21 protein-coding genes are annotated in these 21,675 nt (G+C 70.7%); 9 read left to right on the forward strand and 12 right to left on the reverse strand.

Annotated features, from left to right (window positions below; translation table 11 throughout):
• Nucleotides 1-162: 162 nt before the first annotated feature.
• Nucleotides 163-1,434 (reverse strand): MFS transporter, encoded by a 1,272-nt coding sequence (locus ACWDR4_RS46965; protein ID WP_450417954.1) that lies wholly within the window; start codon nucleotides 1,432-1,434, stop codon nucleotides 163-165.
• Nucleotides 1,435-1,497: 63 nt separating this feature from the next.
• On the opposite strand from ACWDR4_RS46965, the gene ACWDR4_RS46970 reads away from it, so the two are divergent.
• On the forward strand, nucleotides 1,498-2,448 hold the full coding sequence (locus ACWDR4_RS46970) for a LysR family transcriptional regulator (protein WP_450417955.1): 951 nt from the start codon (nucleotides 1,498-1,500) through the stop codon (nucleotides 2,446-2,448).
• 138 nt (nucleotides 2,449-2,586) lie between these two features.
• Here ACWDR4_RS46970 and ACWDR4_RS46975 read toward each other — a convergent pair whose 3' ends face one another.
• Nucleotides 2,587-3,348, reverse strand: coding sequence for an alpha/beta hydrolase (locus ACWDR4_RS46975; protein WP_450417956.1), 762 nt, complete (start codon nucleotides 3,346-3,348; stop codon nucleotides 2,587-2,589).
• Nucleotides 3,349-3,482: 134 nt separating this feature from the next.
• Between ACWDR4_RS46975 and ACWDR4_RS46980 the strand changes: the two genes are divergently transcribed.
• On the forward strand, nucleotides 3,483-4,712 hold the full coding sequence (locus ACWDR4_RS46980; RefSeq protein ID WP_450417957.1) for an adenosine deaminase: 1,230 nt from the start codon (nucleotides 3,483-3,485) through the stop codon (nucleotides 4,710-4,712).
• A 130-nt stretch (nucleotides 4,713-4,842) separates the two neighbouring features.
• Entirely contained in the window at nucleotides 4,843-5,202 is a 360-nt protein-coding gene (locus ACWDR4_RS46985) for an ATP-binding protein (protein ID WP_450417959.1), read from the forward strand.
• 83 nt (nucleotides 5,203-5,285) lie between these two features.
• On the opposite strand, the gene ACWDR4_RS46990 is transcribed toward ACWDR4_RS46985, so the two are convergent.
• The 5 genes from ACWDR4_RS46990 to afsQ1 all read right to left on the reverse strand — a co-directional run bounded on the left by ACWDR4_RS46990 (nucleotide 5,286) and on the right by afsQ1 (nucleotide 9,339).
• Nucleotides 5,286-5,495 (reverse strand): PspC domain-containing protein, encoded by a 210-nt coding sequence (locus ACWDR4_RS46990; protein WP_450417960.1) that lies wholly within the window; start codon nucleotides 5,493-5,495, stop codon nucleotides 5,286-5,288.
• Between the two features lie 113 nt (nucleotides 5,496-5,608).
• Nucleotides 5,609-6,160 carry a VanZ family protein gene (locus tag ACWDR4_RS46995; RefSeq protein WP_450417980.1) on the reverse strand — a complete coding sequence of 184 codons (552 nt, stop codon included), beginning with the start codon at nucleotides 6,158-6,160 and terminating at the stop codon, nucleotides 5,609-5,611.
• Nucleotides 6,161-6,449: 289 nt separating this feature from the next.
• Nucleotides 6,450-7,082: a hypothetical protein gene (locus ACWDR4_RS47000; protein ID WP_450417962.1), complete on the reverse strand. Its 633-nt coding sequence runs from the start codon at nucleotides 7,080-7,082 to the stop codon at nucleotides 6,450-6,452.
• Complete coding sequence (locus ACWDR4_RS47005; protein WP_450417963.1) at nucleotides 7,079-8,665, reverse strand: ATP-binding protein; 1,587 nt, start codon at nucleotides 8,663-8,665, stop codon at nucleotides 7,079-7,081. The genes ACWDR4_RS47000 and ACWDR4_RS47005 overlap by 4 nt, the downstream gene beginning before the upstream one ends.
• Nucleotides 8,662-9,339, reverse strand: a complete 678-nt coding sequence (gene afsQ1, locus ACWDR4_RS47010; RefSeq protein ID WP_318323702.1) for a two-component system response regulator AfsQ1 — start codon at nucleotides 9,337-9,339, stop codon at nucleotides 8,662-8,664. The genes ACWDR4_RS47005 and afsQ1 overlap by 4 nt, the downstream gene beginning before the upstream one ends.
• A gap of 286 nt (nucleotides 9,340-9,625) precedes the next feature.
• On the opposite strand from afsQ1, the gene ACWDR4_RS47015 reads away from it, so the two are divergent.
• Complete coding sequence (locus ACWDR4_RS47015) at nucleotides 9,626-10,384, forward strand: SigE family RNA polymerase sigma factor (RefSeq protein ID WP_450417965.1); 759 nt, start codon at nucleotides 9,626-9,628, stop codon at nucleotides 10,382-10,384.
• Nucleotides 10,385-10,596: 212 nt separating this feature from the next.
• Here the strand turns inward: ACWDR4_RS47015 and ACWDR4_RS47020 are convergent, their stop codons facing one another.
• On the reverse strand, nucleotides 10,597-11,298 hold the full coding sequence (locus ACWDR4_RS47020) for a uridine kinase family protein (protein ID WP_450417966.1): 702 nt from the start codon (nucleotides 11,296-11,298) through the stop codon (nucleotides 10,597-10,599).
• Between the two features lie 60 nt (nucleotides 11,299-11,358).
• Here ACWDR4_RS47020 and ACWDR4_RS47025 point away from each other — a divergent pair, with 60 nt between their 5' ends.
• Nucleotides 11,359-11,769, forward strand: coding sequence for a hypothetical protein (locus ACWDR4_RS47025; RefSeq protein WP_450417968.1), 411 nt, complete (start codon nucleotides 11,359-11,361; stop codon nucleotides 11,767-11,769).
• A 111-nt stretch (nucleotides 11,770-11,880) separates the two neighbouring features.
• Here ACWDR4_RS47025 and ACWDR4_RS47030 read toward each other — a convergent pair whose 3' ends face one another.
• The 3 genes from ACWDR4_RS47030 to deoC are packed head-to-tail and all read right to left on the reverse strand — an operon-like array spanning nucleotide 11,881 to nucleotide 15,210.
• A complete protein-coding gene (locus tag ACWDR4_RS47030) occupies nucleotides 11,881-12,801 on the reverse strand; it encodes an aldehyde dehydrogenase family protein (RefSeq protein ID WP_450417969.1) in 921 nt (306 codons plus the stop codon).
• Nucleotides 12,794-14,245, reverse strand: coding sequence for an aldehyde dehydrogenase family protein (locus tag ACWDR4_RS47035; RefSeq protein WP_450417971.1), 1,452 nt, complete (start codon nucleotides 14,243-14,245; stop codon nucleotides 12,794-12,796). The genes ACWDR4_RS47030 and ACWDR4_RS47035 overlap by 8 nt, the downstream gene beginning before the upstream one ends.
• Before the next feature lie 5 nt (nucleotides 14,246-14,250).
• Entirely contained in the window at nucleotides 14,251-15,210 is a 960-nt protein-coding gene (gene deoC / locus ACWDR4_RS47040; RefSeq protein ID WP_450417982.1) for a deoxyribose-phosphate aldolase, read from the reverse strand.
• Between the two features lie 282 nt (nucleotides 15,211-15,492).
• Between deoC and ACWDR4_RS47045 the strand changes: the two genes are divergently transcribed.
• From ACWDR4_RS47045 to ACWDR4_RS47060, 4 genes are all read left to right on the forward strand, one after another.
• Nucleotides 15,493-16,194, forward strand: coding sequence for a glycoside hydrolase family 11 protein (locus ACWDR4_RS47045; protein ID WP_450417973.1), 702 nt, complete (start codon nucleotides 15,493-15,495; stop codon nucleotides 16,192-16,194).
• 11 nt (nucleotides 16,195-16,205) lie between these two features.
• Complete coding sequence (locus ACWDR4_RS47050) at nucleotides 16,206-16,883, forward strand: polysaccharide deacetylase family protein (protein ID WP_450417984.1); 678 nt, start codon at nucleotides 16,206-16,208, stop codon at nucleotides 16,881-16,883.
• Between the two features lie 398 nt (nucleotides 16,884-17,281).
• Nucleotides 17,282-17,929, forward strand: a complete 648-nt coding sequence (locus ACWDR4_RS47055) for a PH domain-containing protein (RefSeq protein WP_450417974.1) — start codon at nucleotides 17,282-17,284, stop codon at nucleotides 17,927-17,929.
• Between the two features lie 5 nt (nucleotides 17,930-17,934).
• A complete protein-coding gene (locus ACWDR4_RS47060; RefSeq protein WP_450417976.1) occupies nucleotides 17,935-19,602 on the forward strand; it encodes a hypothetical protein in 1,668 nt (555 codons plus the stop codon).
• Nucleotides 19,603-19,852: 250 nt separating this feature from the next.
• On the opposite strand, the gene ACWDR4_RS47065 is transcribed toward ACWDR4_RS47060, so the two are convergent.
• Entirely contained in the window at nucleotides 19,853-21,490 is a 1,638-nt protein-coding gene (locus tag ACWDR4_RS47065) for a phospho-sugar mutase (protein ID WP_450417978.1), read from the reverse strand.
• Nucleotides 21,491-21,675: the final 185 nt, after the last annotated feature.

The raw sequence follows: 21,675 nt of genomic DNA on the forward strand, positions 1-21,675 counted from the left end.
CTCGGCCCCGGACGGGGCGTTGTCCACACCCGCGGGCCGGGCTGAATACCCAGCCCGTCCGGCGTTTGAGGACGAGCGCGTTTTAGCGCGACAAGGGGGGTCTGGGGGCGCAGCCCCCAGGGATGGGACGGGTAAGGGCGGCGGGGGCGAGAAAAGCCTCGGTCACGCCGCCGCAGGCACCCGCGCCGCCCGCGACCCCATCACCGTGATCGTCACCACCCCGAGCACCGCCAGCAGTCCCACCGCCACGGTCCCCGACCAGCCCCCCGCGTGGAACGCCACCGCCCCCAACGTACTGCCGGCACTGGAGCCGATGTAGTACGCCGACTGATAGAGCGCCGACGCCTGCGCCCGCCCCTCCTTCGCCGTATGGCTCACAGCCGACGACGCCACCGCATGCCCCGCGAAGAACCCCGCCGTGATCAGCACCAGCCCCAGCAGAACCAGCCCGAGAGAGTCGGACAGAGACAACAGCAGGCCTGCCGTCGTCGTACCGCCCGCCAGGTACAGCGCACCCCGCCGCCCCAGCCGCGCCACCAGCTTCCCCGCCGTCGAAGCCGACACCGTACCCACCAGGTACACCAGGAACACCGAGCCGACCACACCCTGCGGCAGGCTGAACGGGGCATCCGTCAGGCGGTACCCGATCACCGTGTAGACCCCGCCGAACACCGTCATGAACAGGGCGCCGATCGCGTACAGCCGTCGCAGCAACGGGTTCGACAGGTGCGTACGGACCGTGCGCACCAGCACCCCCGGCCGCAGTGAGCCCGTACGGAAGTGCCGCGGCGCGGGCAGCAGCAGCCGGAACGCCACCGCGCAGCCCACCGCGACCACACCGATCACGGCCACCGCCGCCCGCCAGCCCCACTCCTGCGCGACCCAGCCCGTGATGACCCGGCCGCTCATCCCGCCCACGCTGTTGCCGGCCACGAACAGACCGATCGCCGTGATCAGCGCCTTCGGGCGGACCTCCTCGGCCAGATAGGCGGTCGCCGACGCCGGCAGTCCGGCCAGCGCCGCGCCCTGCACCGCCCGCAGCGCGATCAGCGCACCCAGCGACGGGGCGAAGGGGACCAGCAGCCCGACCGTCGCCGCCACGGCCAGCGACCCCGTCATCACCGCACGCCGCCCGAACCGTTCCGACAGCGCGCTCATCGGGAGGACGAACAGGGCCAGCGCCCCGGTCGCCGCCGACACCGTCCAGCTCGCGTCGCTCGCCGCCACCCCGAACTCGCCGGAGATCAGCGGCAGCAGTGCCTGGGTGGAGTAGAGGAGCGCGAAGGTCGCGACGCCCGCGAGGAAGAGCGCGAAGCTCATCCGCCGGTAGCCGGGCCCACCCGGGGCCATACGGGAGTCGACGACGGGAAGCGAAGGGAGCGAACGAGAGGAGGCGGCCACTGTCGTGGACGCCCCGGTACTGGCAGCAGGCATACCTCGAAGTTACGTACGCCCCCGTTCATCCGTCCAATGCACGGAAACCCCATAATCGTTCCCATGGTGCATCAGCAGAGGTCAGCAGCTCGCCTGTCACCGTCCAGTGACACAGAAGACATCGTCACCCTCCTCGCCCCACGCCTCGCCTACTTCGCCGGAGTCGCCCGCACGGAGCACGTCACGCGCGCCGCCCAGGAGATGCAGGTCCCGCAGTCGACGCTCTCCCGGGCGATGGTCCGCCTCGAACAGGACCTGGGCGTAGACCTGTTCGCCCGCCGGGGCCGCACGGTCTCCCTCACCCCCGCCGGCCGTACGTTCCTCGCCTCCGTCGAGCGGGCCCTTGCCGAGATCGAACGGGCCGCCGACGAGGTACGCGCCGACGCCGACCCCGCCACCGGCAAGGTCGCCTTCGGCTTCCTGCACACCATGGGCGCCGAGACCGTACCCGGCCTGCTGCACGCCTTCCGCGCCGACCATCCCCGCGTCCGCTTCACCCTCGTCCAGAACTACGGCGAAGCGATGATCGAACGCCTCCGCTCCGGCGAACTCGACCTCTGCCTCACCTCTCCGGTCCCCGACGCCCCCGACCTGGTCGCCCGCCGCCTCGACGAACAGAAACTCCGCCTGGTCGTCCCCGCCGACCACCGCCTCGCCACCCGCAGACGAGTCCGCCTCGCCGAAGCAGCCGACGAAACCTTCGTCACCCTCGAACCCGGCTACGGCCTCCGCCGCATCACCGACGACCTGTGCAAGGAGGCCGGCTTCCGCCCCCGCATCGCCTTCGAGGGAGAGGAGGCGGAAACCTTGAGGGGCCTGGTGGCGGCCGGGCTGGGCGTAGCCCTCCTGCCCCCTCCGGCCGTCCCCCGCCCAGGAGTTGCAGAGCTAACAGTCACATCCCCGAGAGCAGCCAGGGAGATCGGAGTGGCTTGGCTGGACGGCCACCCGGACACTCCGCCGGTGGCCGCCTTCAAGAAGTTCCTCCTGGCAAGAAAGGGCAACCTACTGCCATGAGAAGGAGCAACTTGCTGCATGAGAAGGAGCAACTTGCTATCCGGCCGAGGGCGACGCCCTGCCTTTAAGGGGCGCGAGGAACTGCGCGACCAGCCACCCACAACCCGCACCCCGAACTCAACCCCAACCACTCCGAACCTACCGTCGCAAAGACCGCCCGAACCCCGCAGCCAACGGCATCCTCAACCCCAGCGGCGGCGGAGCCACCAACGCATCTTCCACCGGCCGGGAAAACGACCGCCCGAACAACGCCCCCATCACGAAGTCCTCAGCCAGCGCGTGCACTTCCTGCCGGTACTGATGCAACCCGTGCCCGTCCGCATGCACTTCGAACCGACAGATGTCCCGGTTCGCCTTCTTCGCCCGCGCCGCGAACCTGAACGACAGTTCGGGATCGGTCCGTTCGTCGTTCGTGCCGTGCACGATCAGCACACGCCGCCCGCTCAGCTGCCGTACCGGTTCCGGCGGCGCCGCCACGTCGTCCTCGGGCAGCCAAGGCGCCAGCGCCAGTACGGAGTTGACGGCCTCGTGGTCCGCCGCGCGCAGCGCCGCCCGGCCGCCCATGTCGACGCCGGCCAGGCACACGGAGACATCGCCGTACCGCCGTACGATCTCGTCGGTGGCCCAGCGCGCGTCGTGCGCGAGCTGCGCCTCCCTGCCGTTCCAGCCGCGGAAGCGATAGTGGACGACGTGTACGGCCAGCCCGTCCGTACGGCCCGCGCGGGCGAGCCGGCGGCCCAACGTCCTTACGGAGGCGGTCGCCAGTACGGGCGACGGCCTGCGGCCCGATACCTCGTCACCGCCGGGAAGCAGCAGGACGACACCGCTGACCGAGGCCGGCTCCGGTCCCAGTGCCCTCCCCAGCCGGGCCTGTCGCACCGGCGTCACTTGGTGTGCCATGACAGAACAGTGTCAGAAGCAACGGTGTACGAGACCTGTCGGCGCGGTCACCGTTACGCATCGGCGGAAACGTACAGGCGAAGAAACGGGAAACAGGACAGGCGATCTACGCGCGTAGGAGTTAGAGTGCGGAGATGACGAGCGAGAGTGATCGGACGACGAGTCAGCAGACGCAGCAGGCAACCCAGAGCGCCAACCCCGGTCCGGGCCCCGGGCCTGGCCCCGGCCCCCGCCCCACCCCCGACCAGATCAGCCGCGCCCCCAAGGTCCTCCTCCACGACCACCTCGACGGCGGCCTGCGCCCCGGCACCATCGTCGACCTGGCCCGGGAGACGGGTTACTCCCAACTCCCGGAAACCGACCCCGACAAGCTCGGCGCCTGGTTCCGGGACGCCGCCGACTCGGGTTCCCTGGAGCGGTACTTGGAGACCTTCGCCCACACCTGCGCCGTCATGCAGACCCGCGACGCCCTCGTCCGGGTCGCCGCCGAGTGCGCCGAGGATCTCGCCGAGGACGGTGTCGTCTACGCCGAGGTGCGGTACGCGCCCGAGCAGCACCTGGAAGCCGGGCTCACCCTCGAAGAGGTCGTCGAGGCCGTCAACGAGGGCTTCCGGGAGGGGGAACGGCGGGCTCGGGAGAACGGCCACCGGATTCGGGTCGGGGCGCTGCTCACCGCCATGCGGCATGCCGCCCGCTCCCTGGAGATCGCCGAACTCGCCAACCGTTACCGGGACCTTGGCGTCGTCGGCTTCGACATCGCCGGTGCCGAGGCCGGGTTCCCGCCCACCCGGCACCTCGACGCCTTCGAGTACCTCAAGCGCGAGAACAACCACTTCACCATCCACGCCGGCGAGGCCTTCGGGCTCCCCTCCATCTGGCAGGCCCTCCAGTGGTGCGGCGCCGACCGGCTCGGCCACGGTGTGCGCATCATCGACGACATCCAGGTCCAGGACGACGGCACGGTGAAGCTCGGCCGCCTGGCCTCCTATGTACGGGACAAGCGCATCCCCCTCGAACTGTGCCCCAGCTCCAACCTCCAGACCGGCGCCGCCGCCTCCTACGCCGAGCACCCCATCGGGCTGCTGCGCCGGCTGCATTTCCGTGCGACCGTCAATACCGACAACCGGCTGATGTCCGGTACCGGAATGAGCCGCGAATTCGAGCACCTTGTCGAAGCATTCGATTACACGCTCGACGACCTGCAATGGTTCTCGGTCAATGCTATGAAGTCAGCATTCATTCCTTTCGATGAACGACTGGCGATGATCAATGACGTCATCAAGCCTGGATACGCCGAGCTGAAATCCGAATGGTTGTTCCGGCAGACCGCCTCCACCAGCGGTTCTGTCAGCGAACAGGGCTGATCGGGAGGTCCGGAAAGCGGTCGGGTCGGCGCGACTCGGCCGCTTTTCGCTGTTTGCGGCGGACGGCCCGGCATGTTTACGGTCTTGGACCGCTCACATCCCCGTCATCGCATTCAAGGACGCATTCACTATGAAGCAGTCTGCTGCCAAGACCCTCGGTGTCGCCGCTCTCGGTGCCGCCTTCGCCGCGGCGGGTGCGGGTGCCGCCAACGCCGCCCCGGCCCTCCCCGCCCTCCCGGACTCCGCCGCGCTGGGCACCGTGACCCAGACGCTGCCCGTGGAGAGCGCGTCGAAGGCGCTGCCGGGTGCCGCCGAGGCCGTGGCCCAGGGTCAGAGCGCGCTCGGCGCGGGTGTGGCCGCCGCGCAGCCTGCCGTCGCGAAGCTGGTCTCCGAGGGCCCGACCGCGCCGGTCGCCGGCCTGCTCGGCGGCCTCCCGCTGCAGGGCCTGCCCACGCACGGCCTCCCGGTGAACGGCATTCCGCTGGGCTGACCCACCCTGTGAACGCGCCGATGGGGCGCACCTCCGTTGCCCGGAGGTGCGCCCCATCGGCGTACAAGCAGATGAGTCGGCGGCTACCAGGCGGCCTGTGCCTTGTCCGCGTGCTTCTCGGAGGGCAGCAGGATCCACAGGGCTATGTAGAGCAGGAACTGCGGGCCGGGCAGCAGACACGAGAGCACGAAGATCACGCGCATCGTCGTCGCGGACATCCCGAAGCGCCGTGCCAGCGCGGCACACACTCCGCCGATCATGCGGCCGTTGGTGGGGCGGGCGAGGCGGGTCATGACGTCTCCTATGTGATGCGATGCGAGTTCGGTGAGTGACTCGGTCCACCCGGGGTGTCCGGGTGCCTCATCTGTACTCAACGTTACGGACGCACAGGGGACGAAGCATCCCTCTACGGGGCGATCCCGACCCTGGGAATCGTCGGGGTCCGACCCTGGGCCGCTTCCTCCGTACGGATGGCCGCCCGGCGCCTGCGGTCGCTCCTGCGGCGCAGCCAGGACCTTACGGCGGGCACCACGGCCACATGGGCGAGGCCCACGCCCACCGTGTTCAGGAGCAGCGAGTCGACGTCCACGACCTGGCCGGGTACGCCGGTCTGCAACAGCTCGATGCCGAGCGACAGCATGGCGCCCGCCATGACCGTACGGAACAGGGACGCGAGCGGGGAGGCGTCGAGCCGGCCGCCCGCCATCGGCAGCAGCACACCCAGCGGGGCCAGCAGTGCGAGGCCCTCCGCGATGCGCCGGGCCGCCTCCTGCCAGCCGAGGGCCAGATCGGCCCGTATGCCCGCGAAGGGGCGCAGGTTGGCGGGCAGTTGCCACGGGACGTCGAGGGGGCGCAGCGTGATCCAGGCGACGAGCGCGAGATGGGCGACGAGGAGGACACCTCCCGCCGCGCGGATGCGAATCGCGGCGCTTTTGCCGCCTGAGCGTTGACGCTGCACGTCCCCCAAGACGCGGGGGTCGGCACGATCGGTTCCGGGGTGCACCCGTGCAGGGGGGTGAGTCGTGTGCCACACAGGGGTCCGTGCGAGGCCCTCCGGGGGGTGGGCCACGGCAGGCGGTCGGTTGGCTGCGGCGCCGTTGTGGCTGGTCGCGCAGTTCCCCGCGCCCCTGTCGGGGGCGCTTGCGCGCCCCTCCGGGGGGTGGGTCACGGCGGGCGGTTGGTTGGCTGCGGCGCCGTTGTGGCTGGTCGCGCAGTTCCTCGCGCCCCTGTTGGGGGCGCTTGCGCGCTCAGCCGCCGTTCACGCCCGACGACGGGGGCACCTGGGCCCCCGGACGGGAACGGACCTCCGGGGTGCACTCGTACCGGCGCAGCGGGGCCGTGTCCGGGCCGCCCAGGACCACGGAGCCGTCTCCCTCGGCGGCGGCCGAGTCGGAGAAGGTGCAGACGATCTGGGCGAGGGCGTACGAGGCGAGGTCGTCCGGGGACGTGCTCAGGCGCAGGGTGTCCTCGGGGTCCCGTGGGCCGGGGCCGGTCACGCTCATCCCGCCGCGTACGTCCGTCGTGTAGCCCGCCTCGGTCTCGCTGGCCGACGGGGTCTCCGCCAGCTCGTCCAGCAGCCCCTGGGCCACCAGTACGCGCCGCTCCGCCTCCGCCGTACCGTCCGGGACGCGCACCGCGCGGTCGACGGTCACCAGCTGGGAGGCGCACAGGAGGAAGACCTGGACGGGGACGCCACCGGCCGACTGCGCGGCGGCGTCCGACGCGGAGGGCTCGGCGACGTCGGAGAGGGAGCACGGGACGCGCGAGGGCGCCGGACCGAAGTCCGTCGGGACCTCGGTGGCGCGGATCCCGCACCCGGTGAGCAGCACGGCGAGCAGAGGGGCGGCCAGCCATCCCCGTACGCCTCGTACGTTCCTCACGCGCCCTCCCCGTTGCCGTTCGCGCCGTTCGGCTCGGCCGGTGTCTCCGTCGCGTCCGACGGATCTCTCGGCAGTCGCAGCGTGAACACCGCGCCGCCCTTCGGGGAGTTGGCGGCGGTGATCTCGCCGCCGTGGATGTGGGCGTTCTCCAGGGCGATGGACAGGCCGAGACCGCTGCCCTCGGAGCGGGGGCGGGAGGCGCTCGCCTTGTAGAACCGGTCGAAGACGTGGGGGAGGACGTCCTCGGGGATGCCCGGGCCGTGGTCCTGCACCTCGATCAGCAGGTCGGCGTCGGCGCCGTCGTTGTCGGACACGCGCACCGACACCCGTACCGGTGAGCCGCCGTGCTTGAGGGCGTTGCCGATGAGGTTGGCCAGGATGACGTCCAGGCGGCGCGGGTCGAGCCGGGACATGATGCCGCGCTCGGCGTCCAGGTCGACCGCGTCCAGCCAGGCGCGGGCGTCGATGCAGGCGGTGATCTGGTCGGCGATGTCGACGTAGTCCAGGACGAGGCGGGCGGTGCCCGCGTCGAAGCGGGTGACCTCCATCAGGTTCTCCACCAGGGAGTTGAGCCGCCGAGTCTCGCTCACCACCAGCTTCACCGCCGGCTCGATCATCGGGTCGATACTGCCGGTCTCCGCGTCCAGCTCCTCTTCGAGGATCTCCGTCACGGCGGTGATCGCGGTGAGTGGCGTACGCAGCTCGTGGGACATGTCCGCCACGAACCGCCGCGAGGCCTCGTCCCGGGCGCTCATGTCGGCCACCCGGGTCTCCAGCGCCTCCGCCGTGTGGTTGAACGTCCGGGCCAGGTCGGCCAGTTCGTCCGTGCCCGACACGCGCAGGCGCGTGTCCAGTTTGCCCTCGCCCAGCCGTCGGGCCGCGATACCGAGGCGGTGCACCGGCTTCAGTACGGTCGTCGCGGCGGCCTGCGCGAGCAGCGCCGAGCCGATCAGCGCGAGGCCGGTGGCGATGCCCAGCGACCAGGCCAGCGAGTTGAGGTCCTTCTCCTCGGGCTCCAGCGACTTCAGCATGTACCCGGCCGGACCGCCGCCGATCACCTTCGTACCCGCGACCAGGTACGGCTTGTCGCCGTCGATGATCCGCTGCCAGTACAGGTGGTACGGGTACTTGTTGCTCGACGTGATCGACTGCTCCTTGCCGACCGCCGTACGCAGCGACTTGGGCACGTCCGTCAGCGAAAAGGTGTCCAGCGCCCCGGAGTTGCCGACGACCGTCCGCCCGCTCTCGTCCTCGGCGACCAGCAGCACACTGAACCGCTGGCTGCTGGCGGCCATCTGGCCCGCCGTGTGCTGGAGTTCGTCCTGTGTGGGGCGGGCCGGCAGCGCGCCCGCGCGGTTCTGCATCTCCTGCTGGAAATCGCGCAGCACCGCGTCCTGCGTACGCGTGAGCACCGCCTCGCGGTTGAGCCAGTACGCGATCCCGGACGCCGACACGGCCGCCGTCAGCGCCACAAGGCCGAACACCACGACCAGCCGCAGCCGCAGGCTGGTGAAGCGCAGCCCGGAAAGTATCGCCTTGCGCGCCGCGGCCCAGCCACGGAGCTTGTCCTGCGGTTTCGTCACTGAGGCGAGTCCAGCCGGTAGCCGACCCCACGGACGGTACGGATCAGCGTGGGCGACGACGGCACGTCCTCGACCTTGGCGCGCAGCCGCTGCACACACGCGTCGACCAGCCGCGAGTCGCCCAGGTAGTCGTGCTCCCAGACCAGCCGCAGCAACTGCTGCCGGGACAGCGCCTGGCCGGGCCGCCGGCTCAGTTCAAGCAGCAGCCGCAGCTCGGTGGGCGTCAGCTGCAGATCCTCGCCGTTCTTCGTCACCGTCATCGCCGAACGGTCGATGACCAGCGAACCGAAGGTCGCCGAGTCGTTGGACTCCCGCTCCCCGCGCCGCAGCACGGCCCGGATACGGGCGTCGAGCACCCGCCCCTGCACGGGTTTGACGACATAGTCGTCGGCGCCGGACTCCAGCCCGACGACCACGTCGATGTCGTCGCTGCGCGCGGTGAGCAGAATGATCGGCAGCTGGTCGGTGCGCCGGATGCGCCGGCACACCTCGAATCCGTCGATGCCGGGCAGCATCACGTCCAGGACGATCAGATCCGGCCGCTGCTCACGCAGCAGTTTCAGACCGTCCTCACCGGTGGCAGCGGTGGCAACCCGGTGGCCCTGGCGCGTCAGAGACAGCTCCAGTGCCGTACGGATGGCGTCGTCGTCCTCGATCAGCAACAGGGAAGGCACGGATGCATTCTGGCCCATGGCCGGGCCGGGCTGCGACTGCCAGGCGATTGTCGGGTCATTGTCCTGTGAATGTGTGGTGATTCAGGGGCGTCCTCGGGTACGTACCGCCCCTTGCTGTGACCCGGCTGTGGGAGCGCTTCACCGTTCCTGAGAAGGGGCCCTGTTGCACGCCTGTGACAGTCGGCGGACACCGTCATGAAGTGGCTTGGGCAAGCTTCTCGGCACAGGCAAGGAAGCACCAGGAACCAAGCCGAAGTCCGGGTAAGTCCACGACGGGGGGCGCGAGATGAGCACGCTGCACAGCACTAGCGCGAACGCAGTGATCACGCGTCTGCACGACGTCACCCGGGTCACTGAGAAGTCCGGTGCCGTGAACGGGCGGGGGTGCGTTCGCGGCACCGGGCGTCAGCACACCACGTACATGTCGGTGGTTGACGCACACACGGGGGGAAGCGGCAGCGGTACCACGGGGGGTACGGGGGCCGCGTACAGGGAGGAATCCACGGGGGAAGGCCGTTCGCTGTCGGAGGCGGAGTTCACCGCCTACGTCCAGGAGCGCCGCGCCTCCCTGTACGCAACCGCCTACCACCTCACCGGTGACCGCTTCGAGGCCGAGGACCTGCTCCAGAGCGCGCTGTTCTCGACGTACCGCGCCTGGGACCGGATCAGCGACAAGGCCGCGGTCGGGGGCTACCTCCGCCGCACCATGACGAATCTCCACATCAGCGCGTGGCGCCGCCGCAAGCTGAACGAGTACCCGACCGAGGAGCTGCCGGAGACGGCCGGCGACACGGACGCGATGCGCGGCACCGAGCTGCGCGCGGTCCTGTGGCAGGCGCTGGCCCGGCTGCCCGAACTCCAGCGCACCATGCTGGTCCTTCGTTACTACGAGGGCCGCACGGACCCGGAGATCGCGGAGATCCTCGACATCAGTGTCGGCACGGTGAAGTCCAGCATCTGGCGGTCGCTCCGCCGGATGCGCGAGGACGAGGTCCTCAGCTTCGGCCGTGACGAGGAGGAGTCCTTCGGGGAGCTTGTCGCCTGAAGGTCTGGGGGGCACCGCTCGGGGGAGCGGTGAAGACGGGGGAGCAGTAGACGGGGGAATGCACGGGGGAGCACCACCAGGGGGGGAACCACCGGGGTCGGGGGGCCGCGGGGGAGCACCAAAAAAGGAGCGGGACTGGAGGGCCGGGGGGTCCATCCAGTCCCGCTTTGGTGTGTCGGGGTGTCTCCGGGTGTCCCCAGGTCTCCGGTGGTCTACGTGGTGCGTACGTAGGTCCTGGTGCCCGCCGCCGCGTCCGCCAGCCTGCCCATCGCCTCGTCGCGGTCGCACGCGTGTGCGCCCAGGGCCGTCTGGCGGGCCACGATGGAACGTTCGGCGCGCATCAGCCGCCAGCCGCGGCGCAGCAGGAACGGCACCGACTTGCGGCCCTCGCGCAGATCCCGCAGGAAGCGTCGGCGGAACGTCTTGACCGGGCCCCGGCTCAGGCACAGCGCGTCCGCGAGGACGCCCTCCTCCTGGCAGCGCTCGACGATCTCGGCGGCGAAGATGCCCTCCGCGATGAACAGCGGGGTCCGGCCGATGTCGACGCTCTCCTCGCCCGTGCGGGCGCTCAGCGAGATGTCATACACGGGAACGTTCGTACGACCCGTGCGGCACAGCTCGGTGATCGCGGTGACCGCCGTGTCCGCGTCCCACGACTCGGGGTGGTCCCAGTCGATGTCGGTGCTTCCCAGGACCTGCGGCAGCGTCGGGTCGGTGCCCTCCTTGTAGAAGTCGTCGAGCCGCAGGACCGGGAGACCGGAGCGGACGGCGACGAGGGACTTGCCGGAGCCGGAAGGGCCGCAGAGCAGCACGACTCGGGTGGGTATGGGCGGGTGGGAGGTCACGAGACACCAGTGTGAGGCATCGGGTGCCCCCCTGCCGACCCCGCGGGTCGGCTTTGAAAGGTGCGTCACACGTCAACTACCCTTCGTGTCGACCTGATTACCCAGCGCACCAGAAGGTGGCCACCAGTCATGGCACGACACGCGTCCCCCCAGAACCAGACCGCCCAGCGCGCCCTGATCGCCCTCGCGGCCACCGGCGTTGCGTTGGGCGCAGGCGCGGCGACGGCCGCCGCGGCCGAGGGGGGACCTGCGGTGGACGTCATTCGCACCACCCCCACCACCTCGCTGGGCCTGATCGACCCACAGGCGGGCCTGGCGGCGCTCACCGGCACGGTCGGCTACGTCACGGGCCCGGTCCTGGGCCTCAAGCCGAACCCGCTGGCGGGTACGGGGGTCGACCCGCTGGACAACGGGGTTGCCACCCAGCTCTCCGACTTTCAGCCCCTGGCCTCCCAGGCACTGACCGGCCCGGTCGCGCAGGCGCAGTCGATCGGGAGCATTCCGGTGCTGGGGCAGGCGGCGGGGTTGTTGGGCGGCTGAGTGCTGTGGGGGTGCGGGGAACTGCGGGTCGTTTGCAGGCTGCGGGCCCGCTGTGGCTGGTCGCGCAGTTCCCCGCGCCCCTTGAGTGGCCTGCGGCCACCCCAAGGGCGCTCAGTACGCCGAACCTGATGCTCCCAGTGAACCCGTCGGGTGCCAGACCGTTTTTGTTTCCAGGAAGGCGGTCATGCGTTCGGTGCCCGGGGTGGCGAACCATTCCGCGTTGTCCACAGCCTGTGGACGGAGGACGCGCTTGAGGTTGTCGGCCGCTGCGATCTCCAGTTCCTTCGCGAGTACGTCATCCGCGCCCGCCAGGTCGATCGCGTTGACGTCCTGGTGCGCGGCCAGGGACGGCGCGATCTCCGCCGTACGGCCGGAGAGGATGTTGACGACTCCGCCGGGTACGTCAGAGGTGGCCAGGACCTCGCCGAGGGAGAGTGCCGGGAGCGGGGACTTCTCGCTGGCGATCACGATCGCCGTGTTGCCGGTGGCGATCACCGGGGCCAGCACCGAGACCAGGCCCAGGAACGAGGACTCCTGGGGGGCGAGGACGACGACCACGCCGGTCGGTTCGGGGGAGGAGAGGTTGAAGTAGGGGCCGGCGACCGGGTTTCCGCCGCCCACGACCTGGGCGATCTTGTCGGTCCAGCCCGCGTACCAGACCCAGCGGTCGATCGCCGCGTCGACCTGGGCGGTCGCCTTCGGCTTCGACAGGCCCTCCGCGTCGGCCACCTCGCGGACGAACTGCTCCTTGCGGCCCTCCAGCATCTCGGCGACGCGGTAGAGGATCTGGCCGCGGTTGTACGCCGTGGCCCCCGACCAGCCGCCGAACGCCTTGCGCGCGGCGACGACCGCGTCACGGGCGTCCTTGCGGGAGGAGAGGGGGGCGTTCGCCAGCCACTTGCCCTTCGCGTCGCTCACCTCGTACACCCGGCCGCTCTCGGAACGCGGGAACTTCCCGCCCACGTACAGCTTGTAGGTCTTGAAGACGGACAGACGCGCGTCCGGCCGTGTGTCCACTCGGGGATCAGACATCGAGGTACGCCTCCAGGCCGTGGCGACCGCCCTCGCGGCCGAAGCCCGACTCCTTGTAGCCGCCGAACGGCGAGGTGGGGTCGAACTTGTTGAACGTGTTGGACCAGACGACGCCCGCGCGGAGTTTGCCTGCGACGGCGAGGATCCTCGACCCCTTCTCCGTCCAGATGCCCGCCGACAGGCCGTACTGGGTGTTGTTGGCCTTGGCGACGGCCTCGTCCGGGGTGCGGAAGGTGAGGACCGAGAGCACCGGGCCGAAGATCTCGTCGCGGGCGATGGTGTGCGCCTGGGTGACGTTCGTGAAGAGCGTCGGGGCGAACCAGTAGCCGGAGGAGGGGAGTTCGCAGGCCGGGGACCAGCGCTCGGCGCCCTCCGCCTCGCCCGCCTCGACGAGCGAGGTGATCCGGGCGAGCTGCTCGGCGGAGTTGATCGCGCCGATGTCCGTGTTCTTGTCCAGCGGGTCGCCGAGGCGGAGCGTGGACAGACGGCGCTTGAGGGAGTCGAGCAACTCTTCCTGGATCGACTCCTGTACGAGGAGTCGGGAGCCCGCGCAGCAGACCTGGCCCTGGTTGAAGAAGATGCCGGTGACGATGCCCTCGACGGCCTGGTCGATGGGGGCGTCGTCGAAGACGATGTTCGCGCCCTTGCCGCCCAGTTCGAGGGTGACCTTCTTGCGGGTGCCGGCGACGGTGCGGGCGATCTCCTTGCCGACGGCCGTGGAGCCGGTGAAGGCGACCTTGTTGACGTCGGGGTGCGCGATGAGCGCGGCGCCCGTGTCGCCGTACCCGGGAAGGATGTTGACGACGCCCTTGGGGAGGCCCGCCTGGCGGCAGATGTCCGCGAAGAACAGGGCGGAGAGGGGAGTCGTCTCGGCGGGCTTCAGCACGACCGTGTTGCCGGTGGCGAGCGCCGGGGCGATCTTCCACGCCAGCATCAGGAGGGGGAAGTTCCAGGGGATGACCTGGCCCGCGACGCCGAGGGGCTTGGGGTTCGCGCCGAAGCCCGCGTGGCCGAGCTTGTCGGCCCAGCCCGCGTAGTAGAAGAAGTGGGCCGCCACCAGGGGGAGGTCCGCGTCGCGGGTCTCCTTGATCGGCTTGCCGTTGTCCAGGGTCTCCAGGACGGCCAGCTCGCGGCTGCGCTCCTGGATGATGCGGGCGATGCGGAAGAGGTACTTGGCGCGCTCGGCGCCCGGCAGTGCCGACCACTTCTCGAAGGCCTTGCGGGCGGCCTTCACGGCACGCTCGACGTCGGCCTCGCCCGCCTGGGCGACCTCGGAGAGGACCTCTTCGGTGGAGGGGGAGACGGTCTTGAAGACCCTGCCCTCGGCGGCCTCGGTGAACTCGCCGTCGATGAACAGGCCGTAGGAGGGGGCGATGTCGACGACCGCGCGGGACTCGGGCGCCGGTGCGTACTCGAATGCGGATGACCGCTTCTCGATGGTCATGGTGATCAGTCCACCGTCACGTAGTCGGGGCCGGAGTAGCGGCCCGTGGTCAGCTTCTGGCGCTGCATCAGCAGGTCGTTGAGGAGCGAGGACGCGCCGAAACGGAACCAGTGGTTGTCCAGCCAGTCCTCGCCCACGGTCTCGTTGACCACGACCAGGAACTTCACCGCGTCCTTCGTCGTACGGATCCCGCCGGCCGGCTTCACGCCCACCTGGACGCCGGTCTGCGCGCGGAAGTCGCGTACGGCCTCCAGCATGAGGAGGGTGTTCGCGGGAGTGGCGTTGACGGCGACCTTGCCGGTGGACGTCTTGATGAAGTCGGCCCCGGCGATCATGCCGAGCCAGCTCGCGCGCCGGATGTTGTCGTACGTCGACAGCTCGCCGGTCTCGAAGATGACCTTGAGCCGGGCGGACGCTCCGCAGGCCTCCTTCACGGCGACGATCTCCTCGTACACCTTCAGGTAGTTGCCCGCGAGGAACGCGCCCCGGTCGATGACCATGTCGATCTCGTCGGCACCGGCGGCCACGGCGTCGCGCACGTCGGCCAGCTTGACGGGGAGCGCGGCGCGGCCCGCCGGGAAGGCGGTGGCGACCGAGGCGACCTTGACGGTGGACCCGGCGACGGCCTCCTTCGCGACGGCCACCATGTCCGGGTAGACGCAGACCGCGGCCGTGGCGGGGGCCGTGCGGTCGGTCGGGTCGGGGCGGACCGCCTTGGCGCCGAGGGCCCGGACCTTGCCGGCGGTGTCCGCGCCTTCCAGCGTTGTCAGGTCGACCATCGAGATGGCGAGGTCGATGGCGTACGCCTTCGCGGTCGTCTTGATGGAACGCGTGCCGAGGGAGGCGGCACGCGCCTCCAGGCCGACCGCGTCGACGCCGGGCAGCCCGTGAAGGAAGCGGCGCAGCGTGCTGTCGGACGCGGTCACGTCCTTGAGCGGGAGTGCGGTTGATGCAGTGGTGGGCATGGTCACAAGCCGAGCATATCTACGCGCGTAGCGGCTGTACAGCCCGAGGAAACCCGAGGAAATGGGGTGCTGGTGCGGGCTGGGATCGGTAGAAGCTTCGAAACATTCGGGAAAATGGGTCTGGAGCATTTGCTTCGAAGTTTGGGGTGTGGTGGCGCGAATTTGCGGTGATGGGCATTCTTCCTGTTCAGGTAGGCATTTCACTCTTCATTTGTGTTCGAATGTTTCGAAGTGAATACCGAAACTATTGACACCTGACATGGTCCGGCCAACACTCCGCGCATGGACAACGCACCCGCACTCGCACCCGCACTCATACCCGCATCCCGGCTCAGGCTGCTCCTCAGCGGCCTCTGCACCATGCTGCTGGTCGCCGTGGCCGCACTGGCCCTGCCGGGCACCGCTCAGGCCGCCACGGTCGTCACCACCAACCAGACCGGCACCAACAACGGCTACTACTACTCGTTCTGGACCGACGCCCCGGGCACCGTCTCCATGACCCTCAACTCCGGCGGCAACTACAGCACCGCCTGGAGCAACACCGGGAACTTCGTGGCCGGCAAGGGCTGGAGCAACGGCTCGCGCAGGACCGTGAGCTACTCGGGCAGCTTCAACCCGTCCGGGAACGCCTATCTGACGCTGTACGGCTGGACGTCCAACCCGCTGGTCGAGTACTACGTCGTCGACAACTGGGGCACCTACCGGCCCACGGGAACGTACAAGGGGACCGTCACCAGCGACGGCGGTACGTACGACATCTACCAGACCACCCGCTACAACGTGCCGTCCGTGGAAGGCACCCGCACCTTCAACCAGTACTGGAGCGTCCGGCAGTCGAAGCGGACCGGCGGCACCATCACCACCGGCAACCACTTCGACGCCTGGGCCCGCGCCGGAATGCCCCTCGGCGGCTTCAGCTACTACATGATCCTCGCCACCGAGGGTTACCAGAGCAGCGGCAACTCCAACATCACGGTGGGCTAGCCATGACACTCATGACTCTCGGGAAAGCAAGGCGACTTTCGTTACTGGCCGCTGCCGCTCTGGCCGTCGCCACCGCCCTCACCGGGCACGCCGCCGTCCCGGCGCAGGCCGCCGTCTGCAACGGGTATGTCGGGCTCACGTTCGACGACGGTCCGTCCGGCAATACGACGGCTCTGCTCAACTCACTGACGCAGAACGGGCTGCGGGCCACGATGTTCAACCAGGGCCAGTACGCCGCCGCCAATCCGGCGCTGGTGCGTGCCCAGGTGAACGCCGGGATGTGGGTCGGCAACCACAGCTACACCCACCCGCATCTGACCCAGCTCGGGCAGGCGCAGATCGACTCCGAGATCGCCCGGACCCAGCAGGCCGTCGCGGGCGCGGGTGGGGGTACTCCGGTGCTGTTCCGGCCGCCGTACGGGGAGACCAACGCGACGGTGAAGGCGGTCGCGGCGAAGTACGGGCTGACTCAGATCATCTGGGATGTCGACTCGCAGGACTGGAACGGGGCGAGTGCGGACGCGATCGTGCAGGCTGCTGCGCGGCTTAACAGTGGGCAGGTCATCCTTATGCACGACTGGTCCGCGAACACGCTGGCGGCGGTGCCGCGTATCGCGCAGGGGCTGAACGCACGTGGCCTGTGCGCCGGGAGGATCTCTCCGGCGACGGGTCGAGCTGTGGCTCCGTAGCTGGTTGCTCGGCCGGCTTTTCTCGCCCCCGCCGCCCTTACCCGTTCCCATCCCCTGGGGGCTGCCGCCCCCAGACCCCCCTTTCGGCCTGAACGGCCTCGTCCTCAAACGCCGGACAGGCTGAACTGCCCAGGCCCGTGCTGAAGTGCGGTGAGGGCGGGTGGGCGGGGAAAGGGGTGGGCTGAACGGGCCTTGTTCTCGAATGCCGGCCTCGGGCATCTCCAGCCCGTCCGGCGTTTGAGGACGAGGCCCGTTCAGGGCCGTAGGGGGGTCTGGGGGCGGCAGCCCCCAGGGATGGGACGGGTAAGGGCGGCGGGGGCGGAGAAAGTCGCCTCGCCTCGGACCGGTGTCGGTACCGGCGGCGGGGGGTGTGCGGGGCGTCGGGCAGAATCGGGGGCATGACGACCCCGGACCACCCGTCGCCCGCGCAGGGGCCTGCCAAGCCCGAGTCTCCTGATCGGGCGTACCGGTCACCCTCCTCGATCGTGGCCGGAGCGCTGCTGCTCGGGCTCGCCGGGTGGCTCGGCGGTGACGCGGTGATCGTCGGTCACGGGCGGACACCGTGGCTGGCACTCGCCGCGCTGCTCTTCGCCGTACCGCTCGTGATCGCCTTCACCCTGCGCCCCGGCGTCTTCGCGAACGATCACCGGATGCGGGTGCGTAATCCCTTCCGGGTCGTCGTGGTGCCCTGGGCCCAGGTCGCCGGGTTCCGGTCCGGCTTCTCGAACGAGGTCGTCGTCGAGTCCGGCGCCAAGTACCAGCTCTGGGCCGTACCGGTCTCGCTGCGCGCCCGCAAGCGTGCCAACCGGGCCAAGGTGCGTGAGGCCCACGAGGCCGGCGGGGGCCGGCCCGGACTGTCCATCGTGCCGCCCGGGCCCACCCGGGCCCAGACCGACCAGATCATGGACGACCTGCGGCAGCTGTGGGAGGCCCGCGAGAAGGCCGCCACCTCGCGGGGCGAGGTGACCGTGAAGTGGGCGTACGAGATCATGGCGCCCGCCGTCGCGGGTGCCGTTCTGCTGGCGATCCTGCTCGCGGTCGGCTGAGCCGCGTGACCTTCCCCGACGAGCCGCTGCGGCTGCCCCGCACCGCCATACCCGACGGCTGCCAGGACTGGACCACCGTCCGCGCGGCCCGCTGGTCGGCCGCCCTGCCGCCGCGCTGGACCTTTCTGCGGGTGCGCCGGTCGATCGCGGCCGGCCTCGCCACCCTCGTGCTGTGCGTGGGCGCCCTGGTGGCGATGGCCGGCGGTCTGTGGCCGTTCGTCGCGGCCGGGTTCGCCGTGTACGTGCTGTGGGTGCTCGCCCGGCCCGAGCTGGTGTGGGCCGGCGCGCCCCTGCTGCTGCTCGCCCTCGCCGCCGAGGCTTCCTCGAAGGCCTGGGCGTTGACCGGCTTCGGTGTGGTGGTCGTACTGGGCTCCTGGGCGGTCGTGGCCGTACGGCTGCGGGCGCGGAGCGAGCAGTTGGAGCGGGCCGTGGCCGCCGCCGGGGGCGTCGCCGTGCCCGTGCCGGGCGCCGGGGCTCCCGTACGGCGTGGCCGGGTGCTGTTCGCGCTGGGGTTCGTCGTGCTCGCGTTCGGCGCGCTGACCGGGAGCACCGCCGGTCTCTGGGGTTCGGCCGAGGACCAGCAGGGCGCCTGGGTCGTCACCGTCTTCCTGGTCGGCCTCGGCGTGACCGCGCTGGCCTCGGCGTGGCTCGGCCGGCAGCGGGCGGGCGCCCTGCGCGGGGCCCCGGTCCCGGTGCTGCGGGTGCTCGTACGGGACGACGCGCAGGGCGGTACGGAGGTGTACGCCGCCGACGATCCCGCCGCCGAACGGCCCCTGTTCACCGTCGACCTCGCCTCCTTCGACGAGGACGACGATGACGAGGAGGGTGACGAGGAAGAGGGTCCGGAGGGCGCGGACGGTGACGACGAGCTTCGGCGGGTGCTCCTCGGGCTCGACGACGACGCCCTCGGGCCCGTCCGGGAAGCCGTTCTCTACGGTGCTCCCTTCGACGGCGCCGAGATCCTCGTCGTCAGCGCCGACGAGGACCCCGAGCAGCCGCCGCTGACGGAGTGGTCGGCGGGGCCGGTCCGGCCGCTGTCGCCGGACGCGGGCCGCCGGCGCGCCGCCCGGCAGCGCGAACTGGCCGCGGACAGCCTGCAACTTGAGCTGCGGGGGCGGGAGTTGGCGGAGCGCCAGGCGGCTGTCGGCAAGGTGCGGCGCTGGCGGGCGGGCTGGCTGGACTGGCTGGCCGCCGCGTTTCTCGTGCTGTGGGGCCTCTGGCTGAGCTGGGACTGGTTCGTCGAGACCGGCCTCGCGACGTGGAAACTGGTGTTCATGGGCGTGCTCGGTATGTACGCGGCCGTCCGCGTCCCCCTGAAGCTGGCCTGGCGCGTCACCGCCGACCGGTCCGGCGTCTGGGTCACCGGACTGCGCGGCCCCCGGCACGTGCCCTGGGACGACCTCCGCTTCGTACGGCGGCGGTCCCTGGAGCTGAAGATCGACTGGCAGGACGGCGACTGGGCGGTCTCCGCGCCCCGCTGGGACTGGCTCCAGCGGCGCCGGGGCCTGACCCATCCGTACGACGCACTGGCCGCCGAACTCACCGCCATGCGCCTCGACGCCGACCTGCGGCCCACCGGGGAGAGCGGCGCGGCGGAGCGGGGGCGCCCCGTCTGGCCGGTGGTGGCGGTGCTCGCGGGCGCGTGGGTCGCGGCGCTGGTGACGTGGAGCTGACGGTACGTCCGCTCGGCGTACAGCGATCAGGCGGCGAGTGCCGTGAACAGGGACTCGGTGTACCCCATCCACTGCACCGCGCCCCGGAGCACGGCCAGGACGACACCCGGGCGGTACCCGGTCACCGTTCCTCGGAGGGCGGCAGGAGTGGTGGGGTGTGTGTCGGCGGGCGGGCGCACATCAGGCGCACATCACTCGATGGGGTGGCCGCAGTCGGCGGCACCCCATCGCGTACCGCGTCGGCTACGGCTCAGATGCCCGCCGCCGAGGACAGGTCCCGCTTGATCGTCTCCAGCAGGTCGGTCGCCTTCGCCCGGGCAGCCGGGAGATCCGCGTGCGCGGGCACCGGGAGGACGACCTCCAGGTAGCACTTCAGCTTCGGCTCCGTACCGCTGGGGCGGACGATGACCCGGGCGCCGTCGAGCGTGTAGCGCAGGCCGTCCGTGGGCGGGAGCGTCTCCGTGCCCTTGGTGAGGTCCTCGGCTTTCGTGATCGCCAGACCCGCGAGCCGGGTCGGGGGCTGCTCGCGCAGCCGGCCCATGGCGTTCGCGATGACCGACAGGTCCTCGACGCGTACCGAGAGCTGGTCCGTGGCGTGCAGACCGTGCTCGACGGCGATGTCGTCGAGCAGATCGAGGAGCGTACGGCCTTCGGACTTGAGTTCGGAGGCGAGTTCCGTGATCAGGAGGGCCGCGGTGATGCCGTCCTTGTCCCGTACGCCGTCCGGGTCCACGCAGTAGCCGAGGGCCTCCTCGTAGCCGAAGCGCAGGCCCTCGACGCGGGCGATCCACTTGAAGCCGGTGAGGGTCTCCTCGTAGGGGAGGTTCGCCTTCTCGGCGATCCGGCCGAGGAGGGAGGAGGAGACGATCGACTCGGCGAAGGTTCCCTGCGCGCCGCGCCGGACCAGGTGGGTGGCGAGGAGCGCACCGACCTCGTCGCCGCGCAGCATGCGCCAGCCGTCGCCGGGCACGGGTACGGCCGCCGCGCAGCGGTCCGCGTCCGGGTCGTTCGCGATGATCAGGTCCGGGTTTGTCTCGCGGGCCGTCGCGAAGGCGAGGTCCATCGCGCCGGGCTCTTCCGGGTTGGGGAAGGCGACGGTCGGGAAGTCCGGGTCGGGGTCGGCCTGTTCGGCGACCACGGTGGGGGCCGGGAAGCCCGCGCGGGCGAAGGCGGCGACGAGGGTGTCCCGGCCGACGCCGTGCATCGGCGTGTAGACCGTGCGGGCGGTACGGGGGGAGCCGGGGGCGAGGACGGCGTCCGTACGGGCCAGGTAGGCGTTCAGGACGGTGTCGTCGAGGGTTTCCCAGCCGGTGGTGGGGCGGGGGACGTCGGCGAGGGCCCGTACGGCGTCGATCTCGGCGGCGATCTCCGCGTCGGCGGGCGGGACGATCTGCGAACCGTCCCCGAGATACACCTTGTAGCCGTTGTCGCGGGGCGGGTTGTGGCTGGCGGTGACCTCCACGCCCGCGACCGCGCCGAGGTGCCTTATGGCGAACGCCAGTACGGGGGTGGGGAGGGGGCGGGGGAGGACGGCTGCCCTGAGTCCGGCGCCGGTCATCACGGCGGCGGTGTCCTGGGCGAAGTCGGCGGACTTGTGGCGGGCGTCGTAGCCGATGACGACGAGGCCGTCGGTCTGGCCCTTGGCCTTGAGGTACGCGGCGAGGCCGGCGGCGGCTCGGATGACGACGGAGCGGTTCATGCGCATGGGGCCGGCGCCGAGTTCGCCTCGGAGGCCCGCGGTGCCGAACTGGAGGGTGCCGGAGAAGCGGGCGGTGAGTTCGGGGAGGTCCTGGGCGTCGATGAGCTTGGCGAGTTCGTCGCGGGTTTCCGCGTCGGGGTCCTCGGCCAGCCACGCCTTGGCCCGTGCGATCAGCTCGTCGTCGTGCACGTCGGTGCCTCTCGTTGTGGTGGTGGGGGGTGGGTGTGCGGTGCGTGGTCGGGTGCGGCCCGTTGTTCTCGCCCCCGCCGCCCTTACCCGTCCCATCCCTGGGGGCTGCGCCCCCAGACCCCCGCTACGGCCCTGAACGGGCCTTGTCCTCAAACGCCGGACGGGCTGACTAACCCAGCCCGTCC

Source organism: Streptomyces sp. NPDC000878 (assembly GCF_053599695.1).

Coding starts and splice junctions, on each gene's coding strand:
- ACWDR4_RS46965 (WP_450417954.1), bottom strand. CDS start 1,434: ATGCCTGCTGCCAGTACCGGGGCGTCCACGACAGTGGCCGCCTCCTCT.
- ACWDR4_RS46970 (WP_450417955.1), top strand. CDS start 1,498: ATGGTGCATCAGCAGAGGTCAGCAGCTCGCCTGTCACCGTCCAGTGAC.
- ACWDR4_RS46975 (WP_450417956.1), bottom strand. CDS start 3,348: ATGGCACACCAAGTGACGCCGGTGCGACAGGCCCGGCTGGGGAGGGCA.
- ACWDR4_RS46980 (WP_450417957.1), top strand. CDS start 3,483: ATGACGAGCGAGAGTGATCGGACGACGAGTCAGCAGACGCAGCAGGCA.
- ACWDR4_RS46985 (WP_450417959.1), top strand. CDS start 4,843: ATGAAGCAGTCTGCTGCCAAGACCCTCGGTGTCGCCGCTCTCGGTGCC.
- ACWDR4_RS46990 (WP_450417960.1), bottom strand. CDS start 5,495: ATGACCCGCCTCGCCCGCCCCACCAACGGCCGCATGATCGGCGGAGTG.
- ACWDR4_RS47015 (WP_450417965.1), top strand. CDS start 9,626: ATGAGCACGCTGCACAGCACTAGCGCGAACGCAGTGATCACGCGTCTG.
- ACWDR4_RS47025 (WP_450417968.1), top strand. CDS start 11,359: ATGGCACGACACGCGTCCCCCCAGAACCAGACCGCCCAGCGCGCCCTG.
- ACWDR4_RS47030 (WP_450417969.1), bottom strand. CDS start 12,801: ATGTCTGATCCCCGAGTGGACACACGGCCGGACGCGCGTCTGTCCGTC.
- ACWDR4_RS47035 (WP_450417971.1), bottom strand. CDS start 14,245: ATGACCATCGAGAAGCGGTCATCCGCATTCGAGTACGCACCGGCGCCC.
- deoC (WP_450417982.1), bottom strand. CDS start 15,210: ATGCCCACCACTGCATCAACCGCACTCCCGCTCAAGGACGTGACCGCG.
- ACWDR4_RS47045 (WP_450417973.1), top strand. CDS start 15,493: ATGGACAACGCACCCGCACTCGCACCCGCACTCATACCCGCATCCCGG.
- ACWDR4_RS47050 (WP_450417984.1), top strand. CDS start 16,206: ATGACTCTCGGGAAAGCAAGGCGACTTTCGTTACTGGCCGCTGCCGCT.
- ACWDR4_RS47055 (WP_450417974.1), top strand. CDS start 17,282: ATGACGACCCCGGACCACCCGTCGCCCGCGCAGGGGCCTGCCAAGCCC.